This window comes from Paenibacillus qinlingensis (genome assembly GCF_013204845.1).
GTDB lineage: Bacteria > Bacillota > Bacilli > Paenibacillales > NBRC-103111 > Paenibacillus_E > Paenibacillus_E qinlingensis.
Genome location: NZ_JABMKY010000020.1, coordinates 31,169 through 51,362, shown reverse-complemented (window position 1 = coordinate 51,362; position 20,194 = coordinate 31,169). Strand labels below are relative to the sequence as shown.

Genomic DNA, 20,194 nt, shown 5'->3' with positions numbered 1-20,194 from the left:
TTTTTATCCTTGATTTTTATGATATAGTAAAGGAAACATGTCAAGCTTAAAGAGGGATACGATGAACGAAAAACTCACCTCATTTTGGCTCAAAAATGGTGCCTTTAGCTACACACATTCCATTACACAAAATCCACATGATGAGCAGCATCGCTCTTATATGTTGGATTGCTATGAAATTTATTATCTTATTTCTGGCAGTGTCAATTATCAAGTAGAGGATCAGACATATTCCTTGAGTCCAGGTGATTTATTAATCATCACGAATAAGGAAATGCATCGCCCCTACTTCACTTCGGATTCCAGCTATGAGCGAATTATCATTTTCTTCACGCCTGAATTTTGTCAGCATTATCACCATGAGAGCTACCCGATTCTGCACTATTTTGAACGCAAAAAGCCCGGAAGCTCCAACCGCATTCCAAGCAAGTTGGTTGAGCAACTAGGCGGATATTTCACAGATATGGAAGAACATCACCGTAGCAATCAGCCTGCTAGTCAGGTACTGATCGAATTGACGTTTATCCGTCTTCTCATTCATCTCAATGACATTATTGCCACACATCTCCACACCTCCCAGCTTGAGGGCGAGTATAATGCGAAGATTGAGCACATTGTCACGTACATTCATAACAATCTTTATCATGAACTAACGCTTCAGCATATTGAAGATACGTTCTTTATCAATCGGTACTACTTCTCTCATCTCTTTAAGAAAGTAACGGGGTATAGCTTCAAACAATACGTGATTCATAAACGGATCGCCAAAGCCATCGAATTGCTGAAGCTGTCCGTCCCTCCCACCGAAGTATGTAAAATGACAGGATTTGAGGACTACTCGAACTTCTATAAAGCATTCAAACGGATTACGGGTGTATCCCCTGCTGGATATTCGTAGCTTATTGGCGATTATCCCCGATAGCTGCGTGGTGAGACTCCCATATAAGTCGTAAATGCCCGTGTAAAGGCATACAACTCGGAATAACCCAATGAATAAGCGATTTCTGTGACCGATAACGATGTGGTTTTGAGTAGTTCAGCGCCCTTATCCAAGCGCTTTTGGGCTAAGTATCGCTGCGGTGAAGTACCATACTTCTTCAGAAATGCCGCATACACATGGGACCGATGGTAGCCAAAATGATTGGCAGCATCCTCGACGCGAATATGCTCGGTATAATGCAAATCGAAGAAATCTTTCACCTGTGCGAGCCAGTTTTCTTTTTCTTTGGCGGCTGAACGGTTCGCTTGCAGGTTCATTTTATAAAAAAGATCACTGAGTGCCCGCTGCTCAAGAAACATATTCTTCTTCGTCCCCGAAATGGCACCTATCACGCTTCGCAGCGCTTCACCAACTTCGTTATTAACGATGCCTTGTAACCAATACTTATGTGGCGTTAGTCCAAATTCCGCTGTTAATAGCGGTAATTGCTTGCCTTCCATCGCTAACCAAATCATTTTCAAAGGTGACGTACTACTTTCTGTTTGCATCGTTTCATAAACATACGGCCTTCCGGGAAATAGGCAAAATAAATCCCCCTCGCTTAATTCAATGGTATGGTCAAGCGAAGTCACCCTAACCTTGCCTTGCACAATCCAATGAAAGCTCGTCTGCTCTATCACTTTGGGGCCAATATGGTATGTGGGCTTGGCTATGTTCTGACCTGCACGTACGATCCAACAGCCGCTTGCGGTTTGAAAGGACCCGGGAATAGCGAACCACACATCGGCAAACTCCATCTCAAATTCTTGCATAGCGAACCTCCTCTAGCCCATCTTCCTCATTACCTAATTTTACGAAAAAGTAGACATAATGACAACTTTCTAACATTCTATCATGTTATTTTCCCCCTCTTATTTCTATACTGAACCTAGCATGCAAGAAGAATAAGAAAGGCGGAACACCACCTTGAAGAAACCGAATATTCTACTCATTACAAGTGATCAGCAGCATTGGAACACGATTGGCGCTTTTAATCCTGAGTTATCTACGCCAAATCTAGATCGGCTCGTTCAAGAAGGAACGACATTTACACGGGCATATTGCCCCAATCCAACATGTACACCAACTAGGTCCTCCATTATTACCGGGCAATATCCTAGTCAACATGGTGCGTGGACGCTCGGTACGAAGCTTCTGGAAGATCGCCATACCGTGGGCGAAGATTTTAAAAAAGCGGATTATCGCACAGCTCTGATCGGTAAAGCACATTTCCAGCCGCTAAAAGGGACAGAGGAGTATCCCTCACTTGAAGCTTATCCCCTTCTACAGGACCTGGATTACTGGAAAGCATTTGACCAACCCTTCTATGGCTTTGACCATGTTGAGTTAGCACGCAATCATACGAATGAAGCTCATGTGGGACAACATTATGCGCTATGGATGGAAGAGAAAGGGCTCACCAACTGGCGGGATTATTTCTTAGCTCCGACGGGGACAATGGATCCTAATCAGCTGCATCACTGGGCTATTCCAGAGGAGTTTCACTATAATACGTGGATTGCAGAAAGAACGAATGCTCTGCTTGAGCAGTATAAGGAGTCCGATGATGGCTTCTTCCTATGGTCCAGCTTCTTTGATCCGCATCCAGACTATCTAGTTCCTTCGCCGTGGGACACGATGTATGATCCGGACAAGTTGACCATTCCAACCGTCACTCCTGGTGAACATGCGAAGAATCCACCACACTTTCAGCTCACACAAGAGGAGAATCCCGACTTCTCCTATCTCAAAGAAAGCGGTTATGGCATCCATGGCTATCACTCGCATTCCCATCTGCCTGAAAGTGAACGCAAACAACTCGTGGCCACCTATTACGGCATGATCAGCTGTATGGACGCTCACATTGGCCGAATCTTGGATCGATTGGACGAGCTTGGGCTTGCCGAGAATACGATCGTCGTATTTACCACGGATCATGGTCATTTCTTCGGGCAGCATGGCCTTCAGTATAAAGGCGGGTTCCATTATGAGGATCTGATTAAGCTCCCCTTCATCGTTCGTTACCCTGGTCAAGTTCCAGCGGGCAAAACGTCGAATGCAATCCAATCGCTCGTTGATCTTGCGCCTACTTTCCTCTCCTTGGCTGGTCTTCCGATACCTTGCTTCATGACAGGCGTCGACCAAAGCAGCGTGTGGACAGGTCAAACAGAACGTGCGCGCGACCATGCGATTTGCGAGTTCCGTCACGAGAAGACGACTATTCACCAGAAAACATATGTGGATGAACGGTATAAGCTTACCGTCTATTATAATCAAACGTATGGCGAGCTCTTTGACCTTCAAGAGGATCCAGGTGAGATTCGTAATTTGTGGGATGAGTCCGATTATCAAGATTTGAAGGCTCGCCTGCTGCTGTCCTATATTTGGGCGGAGTTGGGGAAAGAACCGTTAGCGATGCCACGGATTTGGCATGCCTAAGGAGTAGTACATTTAAGGCGGTGAGCATGCAATAATCGGCGTCTCACGATTCTTTTCCACGCTTGCTGCTGCCTTCTCATCCTGAGCGTGCAGTTTTCACCCTCTCACGCAAAAAAAGCTCCCAGCATACAATCGCTGGGAGCTTCTATCTCTTACAAAACCGTTTGAAAACCTGTCTTATCGGCATGTTTGTATTTAATACCTGAATCACGCGTCGATATGACCATCATATCACGCCAAATCAGCAGATCCGTCACTTCAGCTTGTGCGTTTAAAGCATGCAACATGACGTTCCCTCTGATCTCACTCAACTTATATAGCCCTGTATTGGCACACACATAGACTTCGCCGCGATGCGTAACCAAACGATTCAAGAACATCCCATCGAACCGATGCTGATTGAATCCACCGTTCTTATTGCCTACAACTAACCCCCCACGCTCCGTCGTCCCGACGAGCATCGTGTTGAACACTGCTAAACTGGTCACCGCCTGATTAAGCGGCATACTGCACCATTCGCCAGTAAATAAATCGTAGAAGGCAACACCATCCTCATAGCCTAGGAATATAAAGTGGGGTGTCACCAGCAAATCATAGGTTTTCTTCCCTCGGTAGGCCAGCGGCAGCCATTCATCATCATTTCCACAGAGCAAGCCGTTCTCCGTGAGAACAAATCGATCACCCCAGCCAATCGCCGCATAACAGGGATCCGTGACGCTCGTTTGCTGCCAGATCTCTTCTTCTAAATGATACAATCCATGGCTCGTAGAAGCGAATAGCTGCGTCTCCACCCAATCTAATCGGTACACATGAACCTGTGCTGGCAAACCTTCTGATGCGCTCTCCCAGGAACGTAACGGCGAGAATTGGACCACCCCGTGCCCTTCCGTTCCCGCATACAACACCCCTTCTCTGGATGCTGTCAACGTAGTAAATTTTAGGGACAGCAAGTCATTGGTAGATTGCCACGTCGAATTTATTTCCATGAAGTCCGTCCTCTCTGCAGCAGGTACAACTGCGACTTTCCAAATACACATCTTTCACCAGTCTAAGATAATCGAGCGATTGTTCCATTGTGAACTGATTCGTCTCGATGCGATGCTGCTTACCGCTCATCAGATTGACGACTTGCAGCTGCACTGGCTTCCCTCCAAACGCTTTGTTACAAAAAACAACCGACATATGTGCAAACAGGGCAAGCGAAGCCGCACTGTCCTCCATGACAAATTTATGAATTACAATGGATTCTTCTGAAGATTCCATAGCCTGAACGATCATAGATAATCCCAAATCTAGCTCATCAACCCATACGTCCATGCTTTCAAATAAAAGAAGTGGCCACTCGATCCGGCTTTTTTTCGTCAGAATGTGATACAACTGATCAAGGACGCGATGTCTAACCTCGCCATAAAAGGTATCACTCCCGAATTTTTGCACTTTATTCGTCCATTTTTTCTCAAATTCACTCTTTAACACCTGGTGTGTACGAGCAGCAGGTGGTAATGTATACCATGCATTGATCGCGTGATACGCTGCGAATTGGGTAAGTTGCTGCCAATTCAGATCCTGCGAATCTGTCCCACGATCTTCATGAGTAAGGGTATGCAGCCAGCGTTCTAATTGAAAATCTGCTATAACCTGCAAGGTCCCGACGCCAATACCATTCTCGCTATGTTCCATATCGACTAGCCCCCTCATGATGCCGTTCATTCTCGTCACCTATTGATAATCATTTTCATTTAGTCCTCTACAACGAATGATAATGGTTCTCACTGTCAATGTCAAGATAAAGGGAAACATTTAGGAGCCTTTTGACAATATGTCAGAAAACGACACCGACTTTCGAGCGACATTGCATCCTAAATACGTTAATCTATGAAAAATGATTCATAGGAGGGGTACTAGGATGCAAAACTTACAAATCTGCGGATTGGGTTTTATCGTGCTATGTATTATGTACTATCTCGTCATTGATGTTTTCGAGAAGAGTAAGCGCCTCAGACAGACGGCTTCCAACCTGCAAGAGCCACTGACCGCAGCGATTCCTCCTATCACCATCAAAGTGGTTCCTCCTATTCAGGAAGGTGTATATCCCATGTATATCGACTGCAGTCGCAGCGAACAATTTATCCCGCCACACTCGAATAACGCCTTAACCCCTGTGACCATATAAAATAAGCCCCCATGACGACCACCAAGGTTACGGCTGGAACGCCCCAAGCGGCCCAGCCGTATTGCTCTGGTCGCAATACATACGCCGCTGGATAGAAGCTGGCCAATGAGTATGGGATGACGTAAGTTAACAATCCACGTAGAACGGGATGAAAGATTTGCATAGGGTACCTAGTGAAATCATATAACCAAGTTATTGGATAAATCAGAGATCGAATCTCTTGAAACCAGAACGTTAATACACTAATCGTTAGTAGAATCGAGAATTGAATAAGAGCACTACATAGCAAAGCAATCACGACATAAAGCACGCTTAAGAACGTCCAACTCATATCCAAATGGGACCCCGCATACCCCATAATAGCAATACCTGTAATCAACTGGCCGACGCCATTCAATTCTTGCGAGAAGCCTATGGTTTGAAAAAGCACACCAACTGGCCGCACCATCATCATATCCATCCGTCCATTCCGAATGTTGCCTGTTAGCATGAAAGGCGCATTGAAAAAAGTTTGATTCAGTGCTCGGCCCGTGGCCGCAAGTCCGAACATAAAGACTAACTCGTTGTAGTCCCAACCTGCCAACATCGGAATGCGTTTGAAAATGACCGTCAAAAAAATCAACGTACTCCCCTGCGCAACGATCCCCGCAATGATCGCAATAATCGTATCCGCACGATATTCAACCAACGTTTTGACATACACTTTTAGAAATTGACCATACATCCCAATCAGATAGGCTACCTGCCCCATAAAACTTCTCTTTGGTGCTAACATCCTCTCACCCCCCGTTAATTGCTAGTCGTTTCGCTGCTTTCATCCACAACAATCGACTAATAACAATCATAACAAGCGCCCACGCAAGCTGCTCCAATAGCGCATAGCCCATATGCGCACCCGTTAACTTGCCTGTATAAATTGATAATGGGATATAGGCCATTGCTTGGAAAGGTAAATAGGTCAGAACGGTCTGTAAGCTGCTAGGAAAAAAATCGAATGGGATCAACGTTCCTGCGAAAATATCCATCATCGCTCGTTTCGCCAACTGTACCCCGAACGTATTCGTCGTCATGAACGAAATCATCATAATAATGGAGTTAATGCTGAACGCCACTAGGAAACCGATGATAAGACTTAACAGAAAAGCAGCTCCAGCCCCCAAGCTTGGTGGTGATTGAATGCCAAGTCCGAAGATCAGCAGCAGCAGAGCAGGAATATTCACCCATAACATTTCCACAGCAAAAAATCCTGCGGCTTCTACAAATCGCTGTACTTGGAAGTCCACCGGTCGGATCAGATCCAGTGCAATGTCCCCCGAGCGGACACGTAACGCCATGGCATAGGTAGGCGCACGCTCAGCAGGTGACCAGCGGGCAAAATTAATCGTTTGACCTACCATAACATAGGTAATTAATTGCTCCCAAGGCAATACCTGCCCGCTCCCATACATATAAATCGCTTTCCACAGCATGTAATAGAGCACACAGAACATAAGTGTTGACACAAGTGTCATCATAAAATCAAATCTAAACTGCATGCGCTGGCGAACCGCAATTCGTGACATTCCGCCTAGTCGTTGGAGAGTATTCATGAGGGGATAACCACACCTTCCAACTCGTGTTGCCGCTCCTGCGGCGAATCGGAAAGTCCTTCGCGATAAATCCGAGATATTAAAGCGTCGATGTTCTCATCTTGCATGGTCAAATCACGCGGCTGAGTCTTCTCTAACAGATGCTTAAGTAATATGGACGTATCGATGTGATGCTGATCATAGGAAATTTTGAGCATCCGCTCTTCAACCAACGTGTGCACATTGAAGCCCATGAATAGCGAAGCAGCTGCTTCGGCGAGCTTTGTGTCCTCGAAGGTTGCTTTAATTTGACGCTCCGTCGCATAATGATCGCGAATATGCTGCAAGCTGCCATCATATATGAGGCGGCCTTTATCAATAATCATCGTCCGGTGACACAACCTTTCGATATCATGCATGTCATGTGTTGTCAGCAGTAGTGTGACACCTTTTTCCCGATTAATCTTCTCGATAAAAGCGCGAATTCGCTCCTTCGCCACAACATCCAGCCCAATGGTAGGCTCATCCAGAAAGAGAATATCCGGCTCGTGAAGCAAGGAAGCAAGAATTTCGCAACGCATCCGCTGACCAAGCGAAAGCGTTCTCACTTGACGATTAAGAAGATGCTCAACCTCCAGAACCTCTGCAAATTCACGTAAATTTCTGTGATATTGCTCCCACGAGATGCTATACATATACCGTAATAAATCATACGAATCCTTCACAGGCAAATCGAACAGCAACTGGCTCCGTTGTCCAAATACGACACCTATTTGATAAGAGCTCAGCTTTCTGCTTTTATGCGGGATCAAGCCCGCCACCTCAATACTTCCACCGCTCGGCTCCAGGATACCGGTCAGCATCTTGATCGTTGTCGATTTACCCGCTCCATTCGGTCCCAAATAGGCAACGCTCTCTCCTTTTTCAATGGAAAAAGAAATATCCTCGACCGCGACCATCTCTCGCTTCTCTGGCTTAATCAAGCTCCGAATTGTGGCAAATCGCCCTGTTCGTCTCACATCGGTTTCAAATGTTTTCCGTAAATGCTTAACCTCAATTAATGACAATGCGCTCTCCCCTTTGATTGCGATAGTCCGAACTGAATCTTATCCATTATACCAGTGTTCCAAATGAAGGAAACTACTTTTTGACAATCGCAGTACAAAAAAACATAGCTCATCATCCTGAGATGACGAACTATGTTAACTTGCCTAGTATAACGGATATTTCACGCGTAAATCTTCACGGAACAAGACACTGGAATCATTGCGGATATAGTGGCACACGTACGAGCGGCGCCAGCGATCCTTGCTGCGATTTTTATAGGACGAGTGAATGAGTAGCTCATGAAAAAATAAAATGTCTCCTTTTTCCATAATAACTGGAATCTCTCGACTCAAGTCTGCACCTTCCGTTTCATCTGTCCAGCTTTCATGTTCTTCCAGATTCGTTACTTTTCCATGTGGTAACAGGCCCAACTTATGCGTACCAGGGATAACCCACAAACAGCCGTTTTCTTCATCCACGACTTCCTCCAAAGCAATCCAAGCAGCAATCATCGACTTCGGGTCGTCCTTGATATAGTAGTAGTCCTGATGTGGCGCTTGCCCTGGTGAGCCTGGCTCCTTATAGAAGTACATACTTTGCACACAAACGGCCTCGTCACCCATCATTTGAGCAAGTGCTCCGCGCACGATAGGGAGCTTCATAATTTGCTGTGAAAAACCGTCATGTTTATGCGGATTAAATAATCGCACCGAGAACCTGTCCTTATCTGTTACTTGCTGACTGCCTTTTTTGGGGAGTGCCCATTCGGCTATCTCATCTGCTGAACGTATACTGTGAATGTGTCCATTAAAGGCATCTACAAGATCTGCACTACACCCTTTTTTCCACAAATAATACCCATGCTCATGAAAAAACGCCAATTCTTTTTCCCCTAACGGTGCTAAACGTTCCTTAACTTGACTTTGCATATCCCATATCCCCTTTCAAAATGTAAGCACTAGCTATATACTTAGCATACAGACGTATTCCCTTTTCGAACATGGCTGTGATTGACGAATATATATCTGTAATTGATATTCATAGATTGAGATTACATACATTCTGTTTCATTAGATCAATGAAAAGGAGCTTCCTCATGACCTCCGAATTCACGCTACACCTCCCTAACGTACAGGCTGCTGTTGGCGGAACCGTTGTATACCCTCCTGGCAGTCGATTCGGTCCCCGTATACAAGCAGATCTGCAGTTAGTTTTACTGCATACTGGCTCTATGACCGTGTACGTTGATGAAGTTCCGCATACGATTCAGCCTGGACAAGTGATCCTTCTACGACCAGGTCATCAAGAACAGTTCTTGTTCGCGAAAGAGCAAGAAACCTGGCATCGTTGGATAGCTGTTCATGTGGGTGAGCTTTCGGAGCATCAACGCAACCTACTAGCGCAATTGCCACATACCCAAGCTATAAGTGAAGAGATCAATCGCCTAACGGACATCCTCATCTCCTTAAGATTGCGCTACGAAGCGACCTCGGATACCCTTTGCAGTTTGGGCCTGGCAGCAATTCAGTTATTTATTGCAGAATCGACTAGCAATCATATGCAGCATACGCATCCTTCGGTTCTACATGCAAAACAATACATCGAGCAACAATTCCATGATCATCTTTCACTGGAAGGCATTGCCGATAAAGTCGGGTTGTCTCCCGAGCATCTGGTTCGCTTGTTCCGCAAACATGAGGGAATCACGCCTATCAAATTTGTGTGGAATTATCGCATTCTGCGGGCGAACGAGCTGCTGACGCAAACAGGCTTGGCTATTGGTGAAATCGCCATGCGATGCGGTTTCAAGAACTCATTCCATTTTGCTCGCGTGTTCAAAAGCACAACCGGCACCACGCCTTCCGATTACCGGCATGGGAACTGGCGAGGGAAATGACAAAGAAGCTGATCTATGATCAGCTTCTTGTCTAGCCAGTGCTTTCCTGGCACCCCCGAGAGGGAATCGCGTTGGTTCTGCCCCACCGGGTACATCTAACTGTAGAAACTACAGCTAATTCTTGCCGTTTTCGCAAATCCGATCAATTAGATGGATTTTGTACAGCTAATATGGCCTGATTTGGCTGATACAGCCAAATGCGGGTGTATTAGCTGTACTTTTTCCATCTTGTCAGCAATGTTAGGCATTACGAGTGAAAATAGATGGAGGTTTTCCAGTTAAATACCGAGTGATGTGTCCAACATCAGGTTATCCGGGGTGCATACCGATACCTAAATTCACCAGATTGCCACCAGGTTTTTATCTAAGGATTACTTGTGTGTTGTGCTGTTGAGTAGCATGGTTTAGTGCTATTTTCTAAAAAACAGAATAAACCTCCGCTCTATCGCGTTATACGATAAAACAGAGGCTGTCCTCTCATCTATGCTCTTACTTCCATATTTTCATTCCCACAATTGCAGTGCTGCACCAATCATACCGCTCCAATTGCCACGATACGCTGGCTCAATTCGAACACCATCCAACATGGCAGGCATCGTTTTTCGTGCTACTTCTTTCCGCAGTTCGGTAAACAAGTGATCACCTGCTTCGGCTACCCCGCCGCCAATTACGATTAACGCGGGGTTAAACATATGAATGAAAGAGGCTATGGCCGATCCTAGCGCCGACAAGGTTTCCTGCATAAGCTCATTCGCCGCCAGATCTCCCGCATGCCAACGAGCAAATACCTCCCTTGTATCCACGGAATCATCCGCTATCCCCATGCGTGCAAGCTTCTCGCGCATACGTCTCGCAATAGAAGTCCCCGACGCATATTGCTCCAAGCATCCAATCCCGCCACATACACATGGGATGCCTCTGAAATCAACCGAAATGTGGCCAAGCTCACCGCCGCCGCCCCAAGCACCGTGGACCAGTTGGCCATCCACAACGAGTGCGCCGCCAACACCAGTGCCCAGCGCAAGGCATAGGAAATGTTCCACGCCTCGTCCAGCTCCCAAATGTTTTTCTGTCAGAGCCAGCACATTCACATCGTTATCGACGATAACAGGCAGCTGGAAGTGCTCGTGAAGAATATCCTTAAGCGCCGTTCCCGCATAACCGGGGATAATGTCAGACGCAGAGCGAATCGAGCCGCTCGCCCAATCGATTTGCCCTGCACTTCCGACACCAATGCCTTTTAGAAACAGGTCTGGCCCCAAACTCTGAGCTTCCGCGATCACCTCATGAATGGCTTGCTGAATACGATCAACCGTCCTCACTTCACCCGCCAGTGTCGCTAAACTGACCATACACAAGACTTCACCTTGTGCATTGACGAGGCCAGCGTTGATCTTGGTACCTCCAACATCAACACCAATTGCATAATCTGCTAGGGGCTCATACGTATAAGTTACCATTCGTATACCCCCTACACATGCTTAGAAGATAACGCCTTCACATAGCGCTCCGTAATGAGCTGCGGTCGTGTGATTGCACTCCCCACCACGACATAGGCAGCGCCACAAGCCATTGCTTTCACTGCTTCCTCTGGCGTCCAAATCCGACCTTCCGCAACAACAGGCACACTAACTTTTGCACAAAGCTGTTCAAGTAATTCGAAGTCAGGCCCATCTAGCTGCGTACTGTACGGTGTATAGCCAGCAAGCGTCGTCCCGATGAAATCGACACCCAGCGCTTCTGCTGCTAACCCTTCTTCGAAGGTTGAAATATCTGCCATAACAGCGGCTCCCATTTCATGAGCCCATTCGATAAGCGGCTTCACTGCTTCCAACCGGCCTTCCCGATTCGTGACATCAAGCGCAACGACATCAGCGCCTGCGATCACAATGGCTTTTACTTCGTCCAACGTTGGTGTTATAAACACACTGGAGCCAGGCATTTCTCTTTTGATAAGTCCAATCACAGGCACATCTACTTCTTTTTTTATCATCAAAATATCGTGAACCCCGTTCGTCCGAATACCAATGGCACCCGATTGAACAGCTGCTCTTGCCATTTTCGCCATTGCATCACCGCCATGAAGAGGTTCATCCTCCAGCGCCTGACAGGAGACGATCAAACCGCTCATTGGGAATATTTCCCTACGTTCCATCCGTAACACTCCCCCACTTATGCCTTTGCTAGCTCAACCAGTGTCATGATTCGCACATTCAACTCTTCGATTCTTCCTTGATCCCCCGGTGTGCAAGGTAATAATGGCATCCTCGGCTCTCCAATATCGTACCCGCGCAGCTTTAGAACCGCTTTGCAAGCTCCATATAAGGAAGGGAAAGACAATAATTCAACGATGAGTTCATTCACCTTGAACTGCCACTCCTGTGCTTCGCGCATATTCCCTGCCACATAGCATTGTTCAATTTTGAGGAATAGCTCGGGCATCACCCCATACGTTCCGCCAATGCCTCCGTCTGCACCAATACTCCGTCCAGCTAAATACTGCTCATCTGGTCCGTTGAATACGAGGAACTCACTGCCTCCAGCCGCTTTAAACTGTTGAAGTTCAAAGGTGCTCTCTGCAGAAATCTTTACGCCAATAACCTTGTCTTGTGCAGCCATTTTCATTAACAAACTTTTCGATAAATGAAAGCCTGTCGTCTGAGGAATGTGATAAATGATGAATGGCAGGGATGTCGCATCGATAATAGCCTGCCAATGCCCCTCCACGCTATCCGGTGACAACCGATAATAAATGGCGGGAACGGCTGATACGGCGTGCGCCCCAACTTCTGCTGCATGCTTGGCAAGCTCAACACTATCTCGCGTGGCAGCTGCTCCCACATGGGCAATAATCGTCAGCTCATCACCTACTTCTTCCATCACAGCCGCAAGGATCACCTTACGTTCTTCAACGGTTTGCAGCATACCCTCACCTGAACTGCCGCCAACATAAAGTCCTTTCACACCCGACGTAGCGTAATAGCGAGCCAATCGACGCACTGCGTCTGTATTCATTTCTCCCTGCTCATCGTAGCTAGCATATAATGCGATAATTATACCGCGAAATGGTTCCAAATTATAAGGTTTCATCTCTGTTTTCCTCCGATTGTTTGACTGATTACATTGTGTACATGGTTATTAGCTGTTATCTTGTATCCCACTACTGCACCATTAACCCTTGACCGCACCCATCGTAATCCCTTGTGTAAAGGCTTTTTGGAACACGAGAAAGATCGTAATCATTGGAACAGACGCGAGTGCCGCTCCTGCCATCATGATTCCGTAGTTGGTCGTAAATTCACCTTGCATCGTTGCTACCCCTAGCGGCAATGTCATCATGGAGGTCGACCTCGTCATAATGAGTTGACTGAAATAGTCATTCCAAGAGGCAATGAAAGTAAAGATCGCAAGCGCTCCTAACGCTGGTTTAAGTAAAGGCAAGATAATCGTGGAGAATAGTCGGATTTCGGAGCAGCCATCGATCTTCGCTGCTTCAATTAACTCCCCAGGTACCGTCTGAGCGAATTGTTTCATCAAGAACACACCAAATGGCCAACCAATCGCTGGTAAAATAAGTCCATGATACGTATTGACCCATCCGAAGTCGGCCAACATTGTAAATAGCGGAACAAGAATGACTTGTTTCGGTAAAGCCATCGCAGCAATGAACATCGTAAAAATGATCTTCCGCCCTGGGAACAACTTCTTCGCCAAGACATAGCCGGCAGAAGCGGAAACAAGACAGACAGCAAACATTTCAACCACAGCAATGATGAAGCTGTTTAACGTCCAACGCCATACCGGATTCTTAAATAAATCCACCCAGTTCTGTAAGGTTGGTTTGAGTGGGAACCATTCTGGCGGAATTTGTGTTGCTACCGTTTGGAATTTAAAAGCACCCGTCACAATCCAATAAAATGGAAATATAAAAAACAACGTAGAAAGGATCAATAATAGCGTAGAAAATCCGTTAAATACCCTTTGCCCAGCGTTTACTTTCATGATGTCCCCTCCTAGTACTCAACATCGCTGCCAAAGAATTTAAATTGAATCAACGAGATAACCCCGATAATAATCGCAAGGAATACACCCATAGCCGAGGCGCTGCCGAAATGACCTAGCACGAAGGCTTGCTCGTACACGCCATACATGACGGTCGACGTACTATAAACTGGCCCGCCAGAAGTAAGTAATTGAATTAAGGCAAAGCACTGAAACGTATTGATCGTCGTGATCACGATAATATAGAGATTGGTCGGCATGAGCATAGGCCAGATAATTTTCAAAAAGATTTGCCACGGGTTCGCTCGGTCGATTTCAGCCGCTTCGATATACGAAGTTGGGATATTCCCTAGGGAAGCCACGTAAAGAATGATAGGCTGACCTACTGAGGTTGTGATCAAAACCGCGATAATTGCTAGCAGTGCTGTGCGCTGGTCGCCTAGCCACGAAATGGGCTCAAGCCCAATTAATCCCCCTAAATAGTTGAGAATGCCGTAATTCGGATGGTAGATCCATCCCCATACAACCGTAATACTGACGACAGAAGAAACGGCTGGCAAATAGAAGACGCCTCGAAAGAATGATCGAGCAAACTCTTTTTTCTTATAAATGGAAACGGCCACGAATAAGGAGAAAATGATCACAATAGGCACCGTTATCACGACTAGCAGCAGCGTATTTCGCATCGATTTTAGAAATGTTTCGTTCTGAATCAAATCGACATAATTATCAAATCCTATAAAGTTAAACGTTCGCAAAGAGTAATCGAAGAAGCTAATATAGATCCCTTTCACCATGGGATAGGCAACAAAAAGCAGAAAGAATCCAAGCGCAGGCAGTAAAAAGACATAGCTCATAAGCCAATCTCGACGTATGTAACCTTTGGTTTTACGAACCGTTACCTCCATGTTTCTTCCCTCCCTTTCTTTTTTTGAGATGAAAAGAGTAGAGTACGATCGCACTCTACTCTCAGAGAACATTCTTCGTGCTTATTTGGAAGCTGCTTGTTCTTTCTTCGCTTTCGCAATGGCCTCGTTCGCTTTGGATGCAAAGCTATCCAACGCTTCCTTGCCGGTTGCTGTGCCTGTTAACACACGTTGCAATTCAGGGAACCAGAATGTACGAATTTCCGCGTAACCATCGGCAATTGTCGGTGCATCCGTGATGAATTGTCGAGCTGTTTCTGCGTATTTGTACTCGGCATCACTATAAAGTCCTGTAATCGAGGTACGTGCAGATAAACCGCCTGTTTGAATCAAGTTTTTCTTTGCATATTCGGGATCATTCGCAATGAAATCGACTAACTTCTTGGCAGCCGCAATCTTGTCTGCGTTTCCGTTGTTAAACACGGCCATACCGCCCAAATACGGCTCAAGTTTTGGCTTAGATCCATCTAAAGTTGGGAATGGTAATAGAATATCTTCAAATTGCACCTTTTTGAGCGGAACGTTCTGCGCTTTCAGTACAGCTGAATAATTCAAAGTAAAGGCTAATTTGCCTTGCAAGAATAAATCGTTTACATCTGCAGCGGCAAGAGAGGCAGAACCAGACACACTAATCTTGTCCTTTGTCGCTTTAGCTACCCAATCCAATGCTTTCGCAGCGTTGTCGGTATTAATAGCTACTTTGGAGTTATCTTCACTCAAAAACCTCGACACACCTAAGTTGGCAATGTAAGCACGTGTTCCTTGATCTCCTGCCGTACTCTTAGCGAAGAAGCCCGTTGGAATAATTTCCGGTGCCTTTTCCTTCACAGCTTGAAGCGCTTTCTCATATTCAGCTACGGTCCACGTACGATCAGGACGGCTCAGAGGCAGTAGATCAAGCGCACCGATTTTCTCAAATACCGTCTTATTGACGGCCATCATGAATGGAGCCGTATTAATCGGATACATATAAATCTGGTCGCCGACCATGGATTGCTTCCAAAGAGCTGGCGTAATATCTTTCTTCACCTCTTCGGTGACGATATCGTTCAGCGGAGCGAGTAACTTCTTCTTCCCCCAGTCGATAATACGTCCCGGAGCATCGTAAATCACATCCGGCGCCGAGTTCGAAGCGATGGCCACGTTCAGCTTTTGCGGACCACCTTCAAAGGTAATCATTTCTAAATTGACTTTAATTTCGGGATGCTTCTTGTTAAAAGCAGCAATAATCTGCTTCTCATATTTCCCAATTTCCCCATCCAGCGGTTGAAAGTTCGGGAAGTTCCACCATGTAATCTCAACTGGCTTCGCAGCCACTGGACTCGGTGTAACCGTTTTACTTTCAGCAGTACTCGTGGCTGTGTTCGCTGGTGTATTCGTAGATGAATTCGTACATGCAACTAACTGCGACCCGACAAGAGCAACGCCTACCAATGTCATTAGTCCTTTTTTCATAGCCCTCATTTGAGCACCCCCGATATTGTTTGTGGAATAAACATGCTTCGTTTCATTCCGTGCCCTAAGCATACGTGATATTGATATCGTGGAGAATCCCCGTATCTTTACATTCATAGTCCTATTCTGACCTGTTCATTTTCCAGCAACAGACAGCCTCTTTTCCGATAATTTTAATGTTATACTTGATTTACCGCACGGTTTCAAGTCCTAACAAGCTGGGGGAACTTCATGTATAAACTACTAATTGTCGAGGATGAACCACTAATCAGAGCTGGCTTGCAGCATTATTTTGACTGGGCAGAACTTGGTGTCACTACGATTGTTGAAGCTGCAAATGGCAAGGAAGGCTGGCTCACAGCTCTACATGAGCAACCTGATCTCATCATCACGGATATTCGCATGCCCGAAATGGACGGACTTCAGATGATTGAACACATTCGAGCGACACTCCCGGATACCCTCTTTATTATTTTGACTGGCTTCAATGACTTTGAATATGCTCAAAAGGCGATCCGTCTTGGCGGCGTGCATGCCTTTCTCTTAAAGCCACTGGAGTATGAAGAAAGCTTTTCGACTATTCAAAGCTGTATGACTACACTTAAACAAAGACATAATGAACGAGCACAACGTACGAACTTGGAACAACAAGCCAGCGAAAATAAAAGCTTTAAAAGCAACCAGTTGATCAAATTTTTACTGGAAGATGAACACGCTGCTTGGGAGGAAGGCATACGCCAACAACTCAACGACTTCGGGCATTTGACCATTAAGTATCTACCTATTGTGGTCACATGGTTACCTATGAATTCTTCACAAACTTACGAAAGAAGAACGTTTCAACAGCATGCTGAACGCATCATTCGAGCCGCGTTAGAAATACTGTCTAGTTCCAGTATTCCCCCACAATTATTCTTCTATATAGATAAGAACAAATGCTATGCCGTAGCGGTATTGGATGATCAAATGAGGACGTACGAGGCTAACCTCGACTCACTTCCAAGTTATGATTCCGGCTTTTTCATGGCGATTGGTAAACCAACATCGGATAGCACGCAATTAACACAGTTGCTTCGTCAAACCGATCAAGCGCTATATCAACGCTATTATCAGGACAAGCGACAGATCTTCTTTCCAATCGCAGCCAATGAGTCACCGACTCGTACCAAAGATTCACGTCTTCTTCTTGAAGAAGCTGATAAGAGTCGCATACTTGCTGGACTTGAAAGCGGTAATCACAAGGATATTGAGACACTAATGCACCGACTCGCTCAGGATTTGAGCATACATTTACCCCATACTTCGATGGATCGCGGATTCGCCTTTATGCAAGAAATCATCTCCACCATCGTTCGCTTTGCCCACCGCAATGGCATTCCTGTTGAAGGCGTTTACAGTGAAAAACTGCTAAAACTAACGTGTGTCGATGATTTCCCGACGCTCCATACCCTTTTCAGCTGGCTAGCCGCTTGGATGGTGCAAGTCAGCGATGTGTATCGAGATGAGTTCTCTTCAACGAATCATCCGGATGTGCTTATTTTCGATCATATTGAAGCTTATATTAAAGAGCATATCGACCAAGACATTACTCTGCAAATGGTGGCCGATCGTTTCTTTTATAATCCATCGTATTTAAGCCGTATTTTCAAAAGAAAGCTAGATAAGAACTACATGCGGTTTGTGACTGAAATTCGCATCCATTATGCGCAAGAATGCTTGAAGAAGCCTGAGTACCTAGTAACGGATGTGTGCACGATGTGCGGGTATAAAAGCTATAAGCATTTCGTCAAAACATTCCGAAGCATTACGAATATGACACCAACCGATTATCGGAAGAAATGGGGGTGGTAGACTTTTGAACACATGGCGGCGACTCTCACAGCATTACCGGATGAAGCATGTTAATCATCAAATCTTCGTGCTTATGATCCTGATTATCACCGTTCCTTTATTGATTATCTCGGTGATTATCTATTTCTTTTCCATCCAAGCCGTCAAAAATGAGTACCAGAGCTCCTCGAATCTGATTCTCACGAACCTGTCCTTCAATATTGACCAATATTTGCAAAGTATTGAGAAAGGGACGCTCAACGCGCAAATGGATGGGCAACTGCAGAATGCCTTGGAGCACTGGGTTGCGGATGGCGACGAGAACAGCAATGATCAGCGGATTCAATACGGGAATACGATTGAACACTTCGTCAGTTCGATTGAAATGACCATTAAAAATGTGGATAGCGTACAAATTTACGCAGGTTCTCGTGTCTTTTACTCGGCAAATTTTAATCGCTCGGATTATGATGTGGAAGATTTCACGCATGAGGATTGGTACTTGCAGACACAGCAAAGTAAAGGTGGCATCGTTCTATTCGGAACGCACCTCCCCTTCCATCGTGTGAATGCCAAGGATCCCGTTATTTCCATCGCGAGGGTCATTAATAAGGTAGGAAGCAAGCAGCCACTCGGGGTTATGCTCATCGATATTCGCTTAGACTCGTTACGGGAAATACTGAAATTGTCCGAGACGAGTAAACGCAACTTTACCATTATTGATAGTCATGGTGCTAGTATTTATAATTCCGAAAGTACGTCTGCGAATGCCAATGTACCGATCACACTCGAGAATCAGAAGCTTCAGACTGTATTGAGTGCTGAAAATGGAAGCTTCTACGCGTATTTTGCCGGGGCCAATTCGTTCATTAACTTCGTGACCTCGCCCTACTCGGGCTGGAAGGTCATCCAATCCATTGATGAGAAAGAAATGACGAAACAAGCGGAGATTTTGATCAAAATCATATTAGCACTAGCCTTCTTATCCTTAGGAACTGCGGTATTATTCATGTTCATTCTTTCCGCGCGCGTGACAAAGCCTATCATTCTACTGAGCCGCAAGGTAAAAATGGTTGGGTTAGGCAATTTTGATGTCGATCTTAGCTCGGACCGGCAGGATGAGTTCGGCGTGCTGTATCAAGGTATCCGTAAAATGCTAGAAGACTTGCAGAACTATATTGAGCGTTCCTCTATGGCCAAAGCTCAGCAGAAGGTCGCGCAATATGGCGCTTTGAAAAGTCAGATCAATCCGCATTTTCTCGCCAATGTGCTGGAAACGATTCAAATGAAGGCGATTATCAGCGGACAACGAGATGTCGGTGAAATGGTCGGTATTCTAGGCCGCTTGTTCCGCATTCATATCCAAACGGGGAAAGAAACGGTTACTTTACAGGAGGAATTAATCCATATTCGCCTGTATGTGAAAATTCAACAGCTGCGCTTCGGGGATAAAATTCAATATCGGGAAGAACTCTCTGTGAATAGTGAGACTTTGCAAGTTCTGCATTTTTCGCTGCAACCGCTGATTGAGAATGCCTTCGTACATGGATTGGAGCGGAGCAGTCAATCAGGGCTTCTAGAAGTATCTTCCGATATTTCGGGGGATGACTTACTGATCCAGATCAAGGATAATGGAGTTGGCATGGATGAAATCAAGCTTGGGCAGCTGCGAAATCGACTTGCCCAGCCTTCAGACACACTGGACGAAACACATATAGGCATCAAAAATGTGCATGATCGTATTGTTTTCTACTTTGGTGATTCGTATGGGGTTGAAGTGGAAAGTCAGTTAGGCGAAGGGACTATTGTGAGGATACGCATTCCTGCACGATAGTGCGATTCCCTTCCGTAATCACTTTAAGAAGATAGAAGATTACG

At 45.7% G+C, this 20,194-nt stretch carries 19 protein-coding genes; 6 read left to right on the top strand and 13 right to left on the bottom strand.

Annotated elements, in window-relative coordinates; translation table 11 throughout:
- The first annotated feature begins 61 nt into the window (after nucleotides 1-61).
- Nucleotides 62-898: a helix-turn-helix domain-containing protein gene (locus HQN88_RS27645; RefSeq protein WP_173118586.1), complete on the top strand. Its 837-nt coding sequence runs from the start codon at nucleotides 62-64 to the stop codon at nucleotides 896-898.
- An 11-nt stretch (nucleotides 899-909) separates the two neighbouring features.
- On the opposite strand, the gene HQN88_RS27640 is transcribed toward HQN88_RS27645, so the two are convergent.
- Nucleotides 910-1,752 (bottom strand): AraC family transcriptional regulator, encoded by an 843-nt coding sequence (locus HQN88_RS27640; RefSeq protein ID WP_173118584.1) that lies wholly within the window; start codon nucleotides 1,750-1,752, stop codon nucleotides 910-912.
- A gap of 154 nt (nucleotides 1,753-1,906) precedes the next feature.
- Between HQN88_RS27640 and HQN88_RS27635 the strand changes: the two genes are divergently transcribed.
- Complete coding sequence (locus HQN88_RS27635; protein ID WP_173118582.1) at nucleotides 1,907-3,418, top strand: sulfatase family protein; 1,512 nt, start codon at nucleotides 1,907-1,909, stop codon at nucleotides 3,416-3,418.
- 152 nt (nucleotides 3,419-3,570) lie between these two features.
- On the opposite strand, the gene HQN88_RS27630 is transcribed toward HQN88_RS27635, so the two are convergent.
- Entirely contained in the window at nucleotides 3,571-4,404 is an 834-nt protein-coding gene (locus HQN88_RS27630) for a hypothetical protein (protein WP_173118580.1), read from the bottom strand.
- Nucleotides 4,370-5,098: a hypothetical protein gene (locus HQN88_RS27625; RefSeq protein WP_173118578.1), complete on the bottom strand. Its 729-nt coding sequence runs from the start codon at nucleotides 5,096-5,098 to the stop codon at nucleotides 4,370-4,372. Before HQN88_RS27625 ends, HQN88_RS27630 begins: the two co-directional genes overlap by 35 nt.
- Before the next feature lie 226 nt (nucleotides 5,099-5,324).
- Here HQN88_RS27625 and HQN88_RS27620 point away from each other — a divergent pair, with 226 nt between their 5' ends.
- On the top strand, nucleotides 5,325-5,591 hold the full coding sequence (locus HQN88_RS27620; RefSeq protein ID WP_173118576.1) for a hypothetical protein: 267 nt from the start codon (nucleotides 5,325-5,327) through the stop codon (nucleotides 5,589-5,591).
- On the opposite strand, the gene HQN88_RS27615 is transcribed toward HQN88_RS27620, so the two are convergent.
- From HQN88_RS27615 to HQN88_RS27600, 4 genes are all read right to left on the bottom strand, one after another.
- Complete coding sequence (locus HQN88_RS27615) at nucleotides 5,545-6,366, bottom strand: ABC transporter permease (RefSeq protein WP_173118574.1); 822 nt, start codon at nucleotides 6,364-6,366, stop codon at nucleotides 5,545-5,547. The genes HQN88_RS27620 and HQN88_RS27615 overlap by 47 nt on opposite strands.
- Nucleotides 6,367-6,370: 4 nt before the next feature.
- On the bottom strand, nucleotides 6,371-7,180 hold the full coding sequence (locus HQN88_RS27610; protein ID WP_173118572.1) for an ABC transporter permease: 810 nt from the start codon (nucleotides 7,178-7,180) through the stop codon (nucleotides 6,371-6,373).
- Nucleotides 7,177-8,226, bottom strand: a complete 1,050-nt coding sequence (locus tag HQN88_RS27605; protein ID WP_173118570.1) for an ABC transporter ATP-binding protein — start codon at nucleotides 8,224-8,226, stop codon at nucleotides 7,177-7,179. Before HQN88_RS27605 ends, HQN88_RS27610 begins: the two co-directional genes overlap by 4 nt.
- Before the next feature lie 144 nt (nucleotides 8,227-8,370).
- Nucleotides 8,371-9,135 carry a phytanoyl-CoA dioxygenase family protein gene (locus tag HQN88_RS27600; protein WP_173118568.1) on the bottom strand — a complete coding sequence of 255 codons (765 nt, stop codon included), beginning with the start codon at nucleotides 9,133-9,135 and terminating at the stop codon, nucleotides 8,371-8,373.
- A gap of 167 nt (nucleotides 9,136-9,302) precedes the next feature.
- On the opposite strand from HQN88_RS27600, the gene HQN88_RS27595 reads away from it, so the two are divergent.
- On the top strand, nucleotides 9,303-10,103 hold the full coding sequence (locus HQN88_RS27595) for an AraC family transcriptional regulator (protein WP_173118566.1): 801 nt from the start codon (nucleotides 9,303-9,305) through the stop codon (nucleotides 10,101-10,103).
- Nucleotides 10,104-10,606: 503 nt separating this feature from the next.
- On the opposite strand, the gene HQN88_RS27590 is transcribed toward HQN88_RS27595, so the two are convergent.
- The 6 genes from HQN88_RS27590 to HQN88_RS27565 form a co-directional block, all read right to left on the bottom strand.
- Nucleotides 10,607-11,563: an ROK family protein gene (locus HQN88_RS27590; protein ID WP_173118564.1), complete on the bottom strand. Its 957-nt coding sequence runs from the start codon at nucleotides 11,561-11,563 to the stop codon at nucleotides 10,607-10,609.
- Nucleotides 11,564-11,574: 11 nt separating this feature from the next.
- On the bottom strand, nucleotides 11,575-12,258 hold the full coding sequence (locus HQN88_RS27585) for an N-acetylmannosamine-6-phosphate 2-epimerase (RefSeq protein WP_173118562.1): 684 nt from the start codon (nucleotides 12,256-12,258) through the stop codon (nucleotides 11,575-11,577).
- 17 nt (nucleotides 12,259-12,275) lie between these two features.
- Nucleotides 12,276-13,193 carry a dihydrodipicolinate synthase family protein gene (locus HQN88_RS27580; protein WP_173118560.1) on the bottom strand — a complete coding sequence of 306 codons (918 nt, stop codon included), beginning with the start codon at nucleotides 13,191-13,193 and terminating at the stop codon, nucleotides 12,276-12,278.
- An 81-nt stretch (nucleotides 13,194-13,274) separates the two neighbouring features.
- Nucleotides 13,275-14,105: a carbohydrate ABC transporter permease gene (locus tag HQN88_RS27575; protein ID WP_057309615.1), complete on the bottom strand. Its 831-nt coding sequence runs from the start codon at nucleotides 14,103-14,105 to the stop codon at nucleotides 13,275-13,277.
- Between the two features lie 11 nt (nucleotides 14,106-14,116).
- The gene (locus tag HQN88_RS27570) at nucleotides 14,117-15,013 is read right to left on the bottom strand and encodes a carbohydrate ABC transporter permease (protein WP_171637337.1); all 897 of its coding nucleotides are present in this window, start codon (nucleotides 15,011-15,013) and stop codon (nucleotides 14,117-14,119) included.
- An 81-nt stretch (nucleotides 15,014-15,094) separates the two neighbouring features.
- Entirely contained in the window at nucleotides 15,095-16,495 is a 1,401-nt protein-coding gene (locus HQN88_RS27565) for an ABC transporter substrate-binding protein (protein WP_173118558.1), read from the bottom strand.
- A gap of 222 nt (nucleotides 16,496-16,717) precedes the next feature.
- On the opposite strand from HQN88_RS27565, the gene HQN88_RS27560 reads away from it, so the two are divergent.
- Both HQN88_RS27560 and HQN88_RS27555 read left to right on the top strand, forming a co-directional pair.
- On the top strand, nucleotides 16,718-18,337 hold the full coding sequence (locus tag HQN88_RS27560) for a response regulator (RefSeq protein ID WP_173118556.1): 1,620 nt from the start codon (nucleotides 16,718-16,720) through the stop codon (nucleotides 18,335-18,337).
- A 4-nt stretch (nucleotides 18,338-18,341) separates the two neighbouring features.
- Complete coding sequence (locus tag HQN88_RS27555) at nucleotides 18,342-20,150, top strand: cache domain-containing sensor histidine kinase (protein WP_173118554.1); 1,809 nt, start codon at nucleotides 18,342-18,344, stop codon at nucleotides 20,148-20,150.
- The last annotated feature ends 44 nt before the right edge of the window (nucleotides 20,151-20,194 follow it).

What these genes read in the sequence shown, in the direction of transcription:
- HQN88_RS27645 (WP_173118586.1), top strand. Translation starts at nt 62, where the DNA reads ATGAACGAAAAACTCACCTCATTTTGGCTCAAAAATGGTGCCTTTAGC.
- HQN88_RS27640 (WP_173118584.1), bottom strand. Translation starts at nt 1,752, where the DNA reads ATGCAAGAATTTGAGATGGAGTTTGCCGATGTGTGGTTCGCTATTCCC.
- HQN88_RS27630 (WP_173118580.1), bottom strand. Translation starts at nt 4,404, where the DNA reads ATGGAAATAAATTCGACGTGGCAATCTACCAATGACTTGCTGTCCCTA.
- HQN88_RS27625 (WP_173118578.1), bottom strand. Translation starts at nt 5,098, where the DNA reads ATGGAACATAGCGAGAATGGTATTGGCGTCGGGACCTTGCAGGTTATA.
- HQN88_RS27620 (WP_173118576.1), top strand. Translation starts at nt 5,325, where the DNA reads ATGCAAAACTTACAAATCTGCGGATTGGGTTTTATCGTGCTATGTATT.
- HQN88_RS27615 (WP_173118574.1), bottom strand. Translation starts at nt 6,366, where the DNA reads ATGTTAGCACCAAAGAGAAGTTTTATGGGGCAGGTAGCCTATCTGATT.
- HQN88_RS27610 (WP_173118572.1), bottom strand. Translation starts at nt 7,180, where the DNA reads ATGAATACTCTCCAACGACTAGGCGGAATGTCACGAATTGCGGTTCGC.
- HQN88_RS27600 (WP_173118568.1), bottom strand. Translation starts at nt 9,135, where the DNA reads ATGCAAAGTCAAGTTAAGGAACGTTTAGCACCGTTAGGGGAAAAAGAA.
- HQN88_RS27595 (WP_173118566.1), top strand. Translation starts at nt 9,303, where the DNA reads ATGACCTCCGAATTCACGCTACACCTCCCTAACGTACAGGCTGCTGTT.
- HQN88_RS27590 (WP_173118564.1), bottom strand. Translation starts at nt 11,563, where the DNA reads ATGGTAACTTATACGTATGAGCCCCTAGCAGATTATGCAATTGGTGTT.
- HQN88_RS27585 (WP_173118562.1), bottom strand. Translation starts at nt 12,258, where the DNA reads ATGGAACGTAGGGAAATATTCCCAATGAGCGGTTTGATCGTCTCCTGT.
- HQN88_RS27580 (WP_173118560.1), bottom strand. Translation starts at nt 13,193, where the DNA reads ATGAAACCTTATAATTTGGAACCATTTCGCGGTATAATTATCGCATTA.
- HQN88_RS27575 (WP_057309615.1), bottom strand. Translation starts at nt 14,105, where the DNA reads ATGAAAGTAAACGCTGGGCAAAGGGTATTTAACGGATTTTCTACGCTA.
- HQN88_RS27570 (WP_171637337.1), bottom strand. Translation starts at nt 15,013, where the DNA reads ATGGAGGTAACGGTTCGTAAAACCAAAGGTTACATACGTCGAGATTGG.
- HQN88_RS27565 (WP_173118558.1), bottom strand. Translation starts at nt 16,495, where the DNA reads ATGAGGGCTATGAAAAAAGGACTAATGACATTGGTAGGCGTTGCTCTT.
- HQN88_RS27560 (WP_173118556.1), top strand. Translation starts at nt 16,718, where the DNA reads ATGTATAAACTACTAATTGTCGAGGATGAACCACTAATCAGAGCTGGC.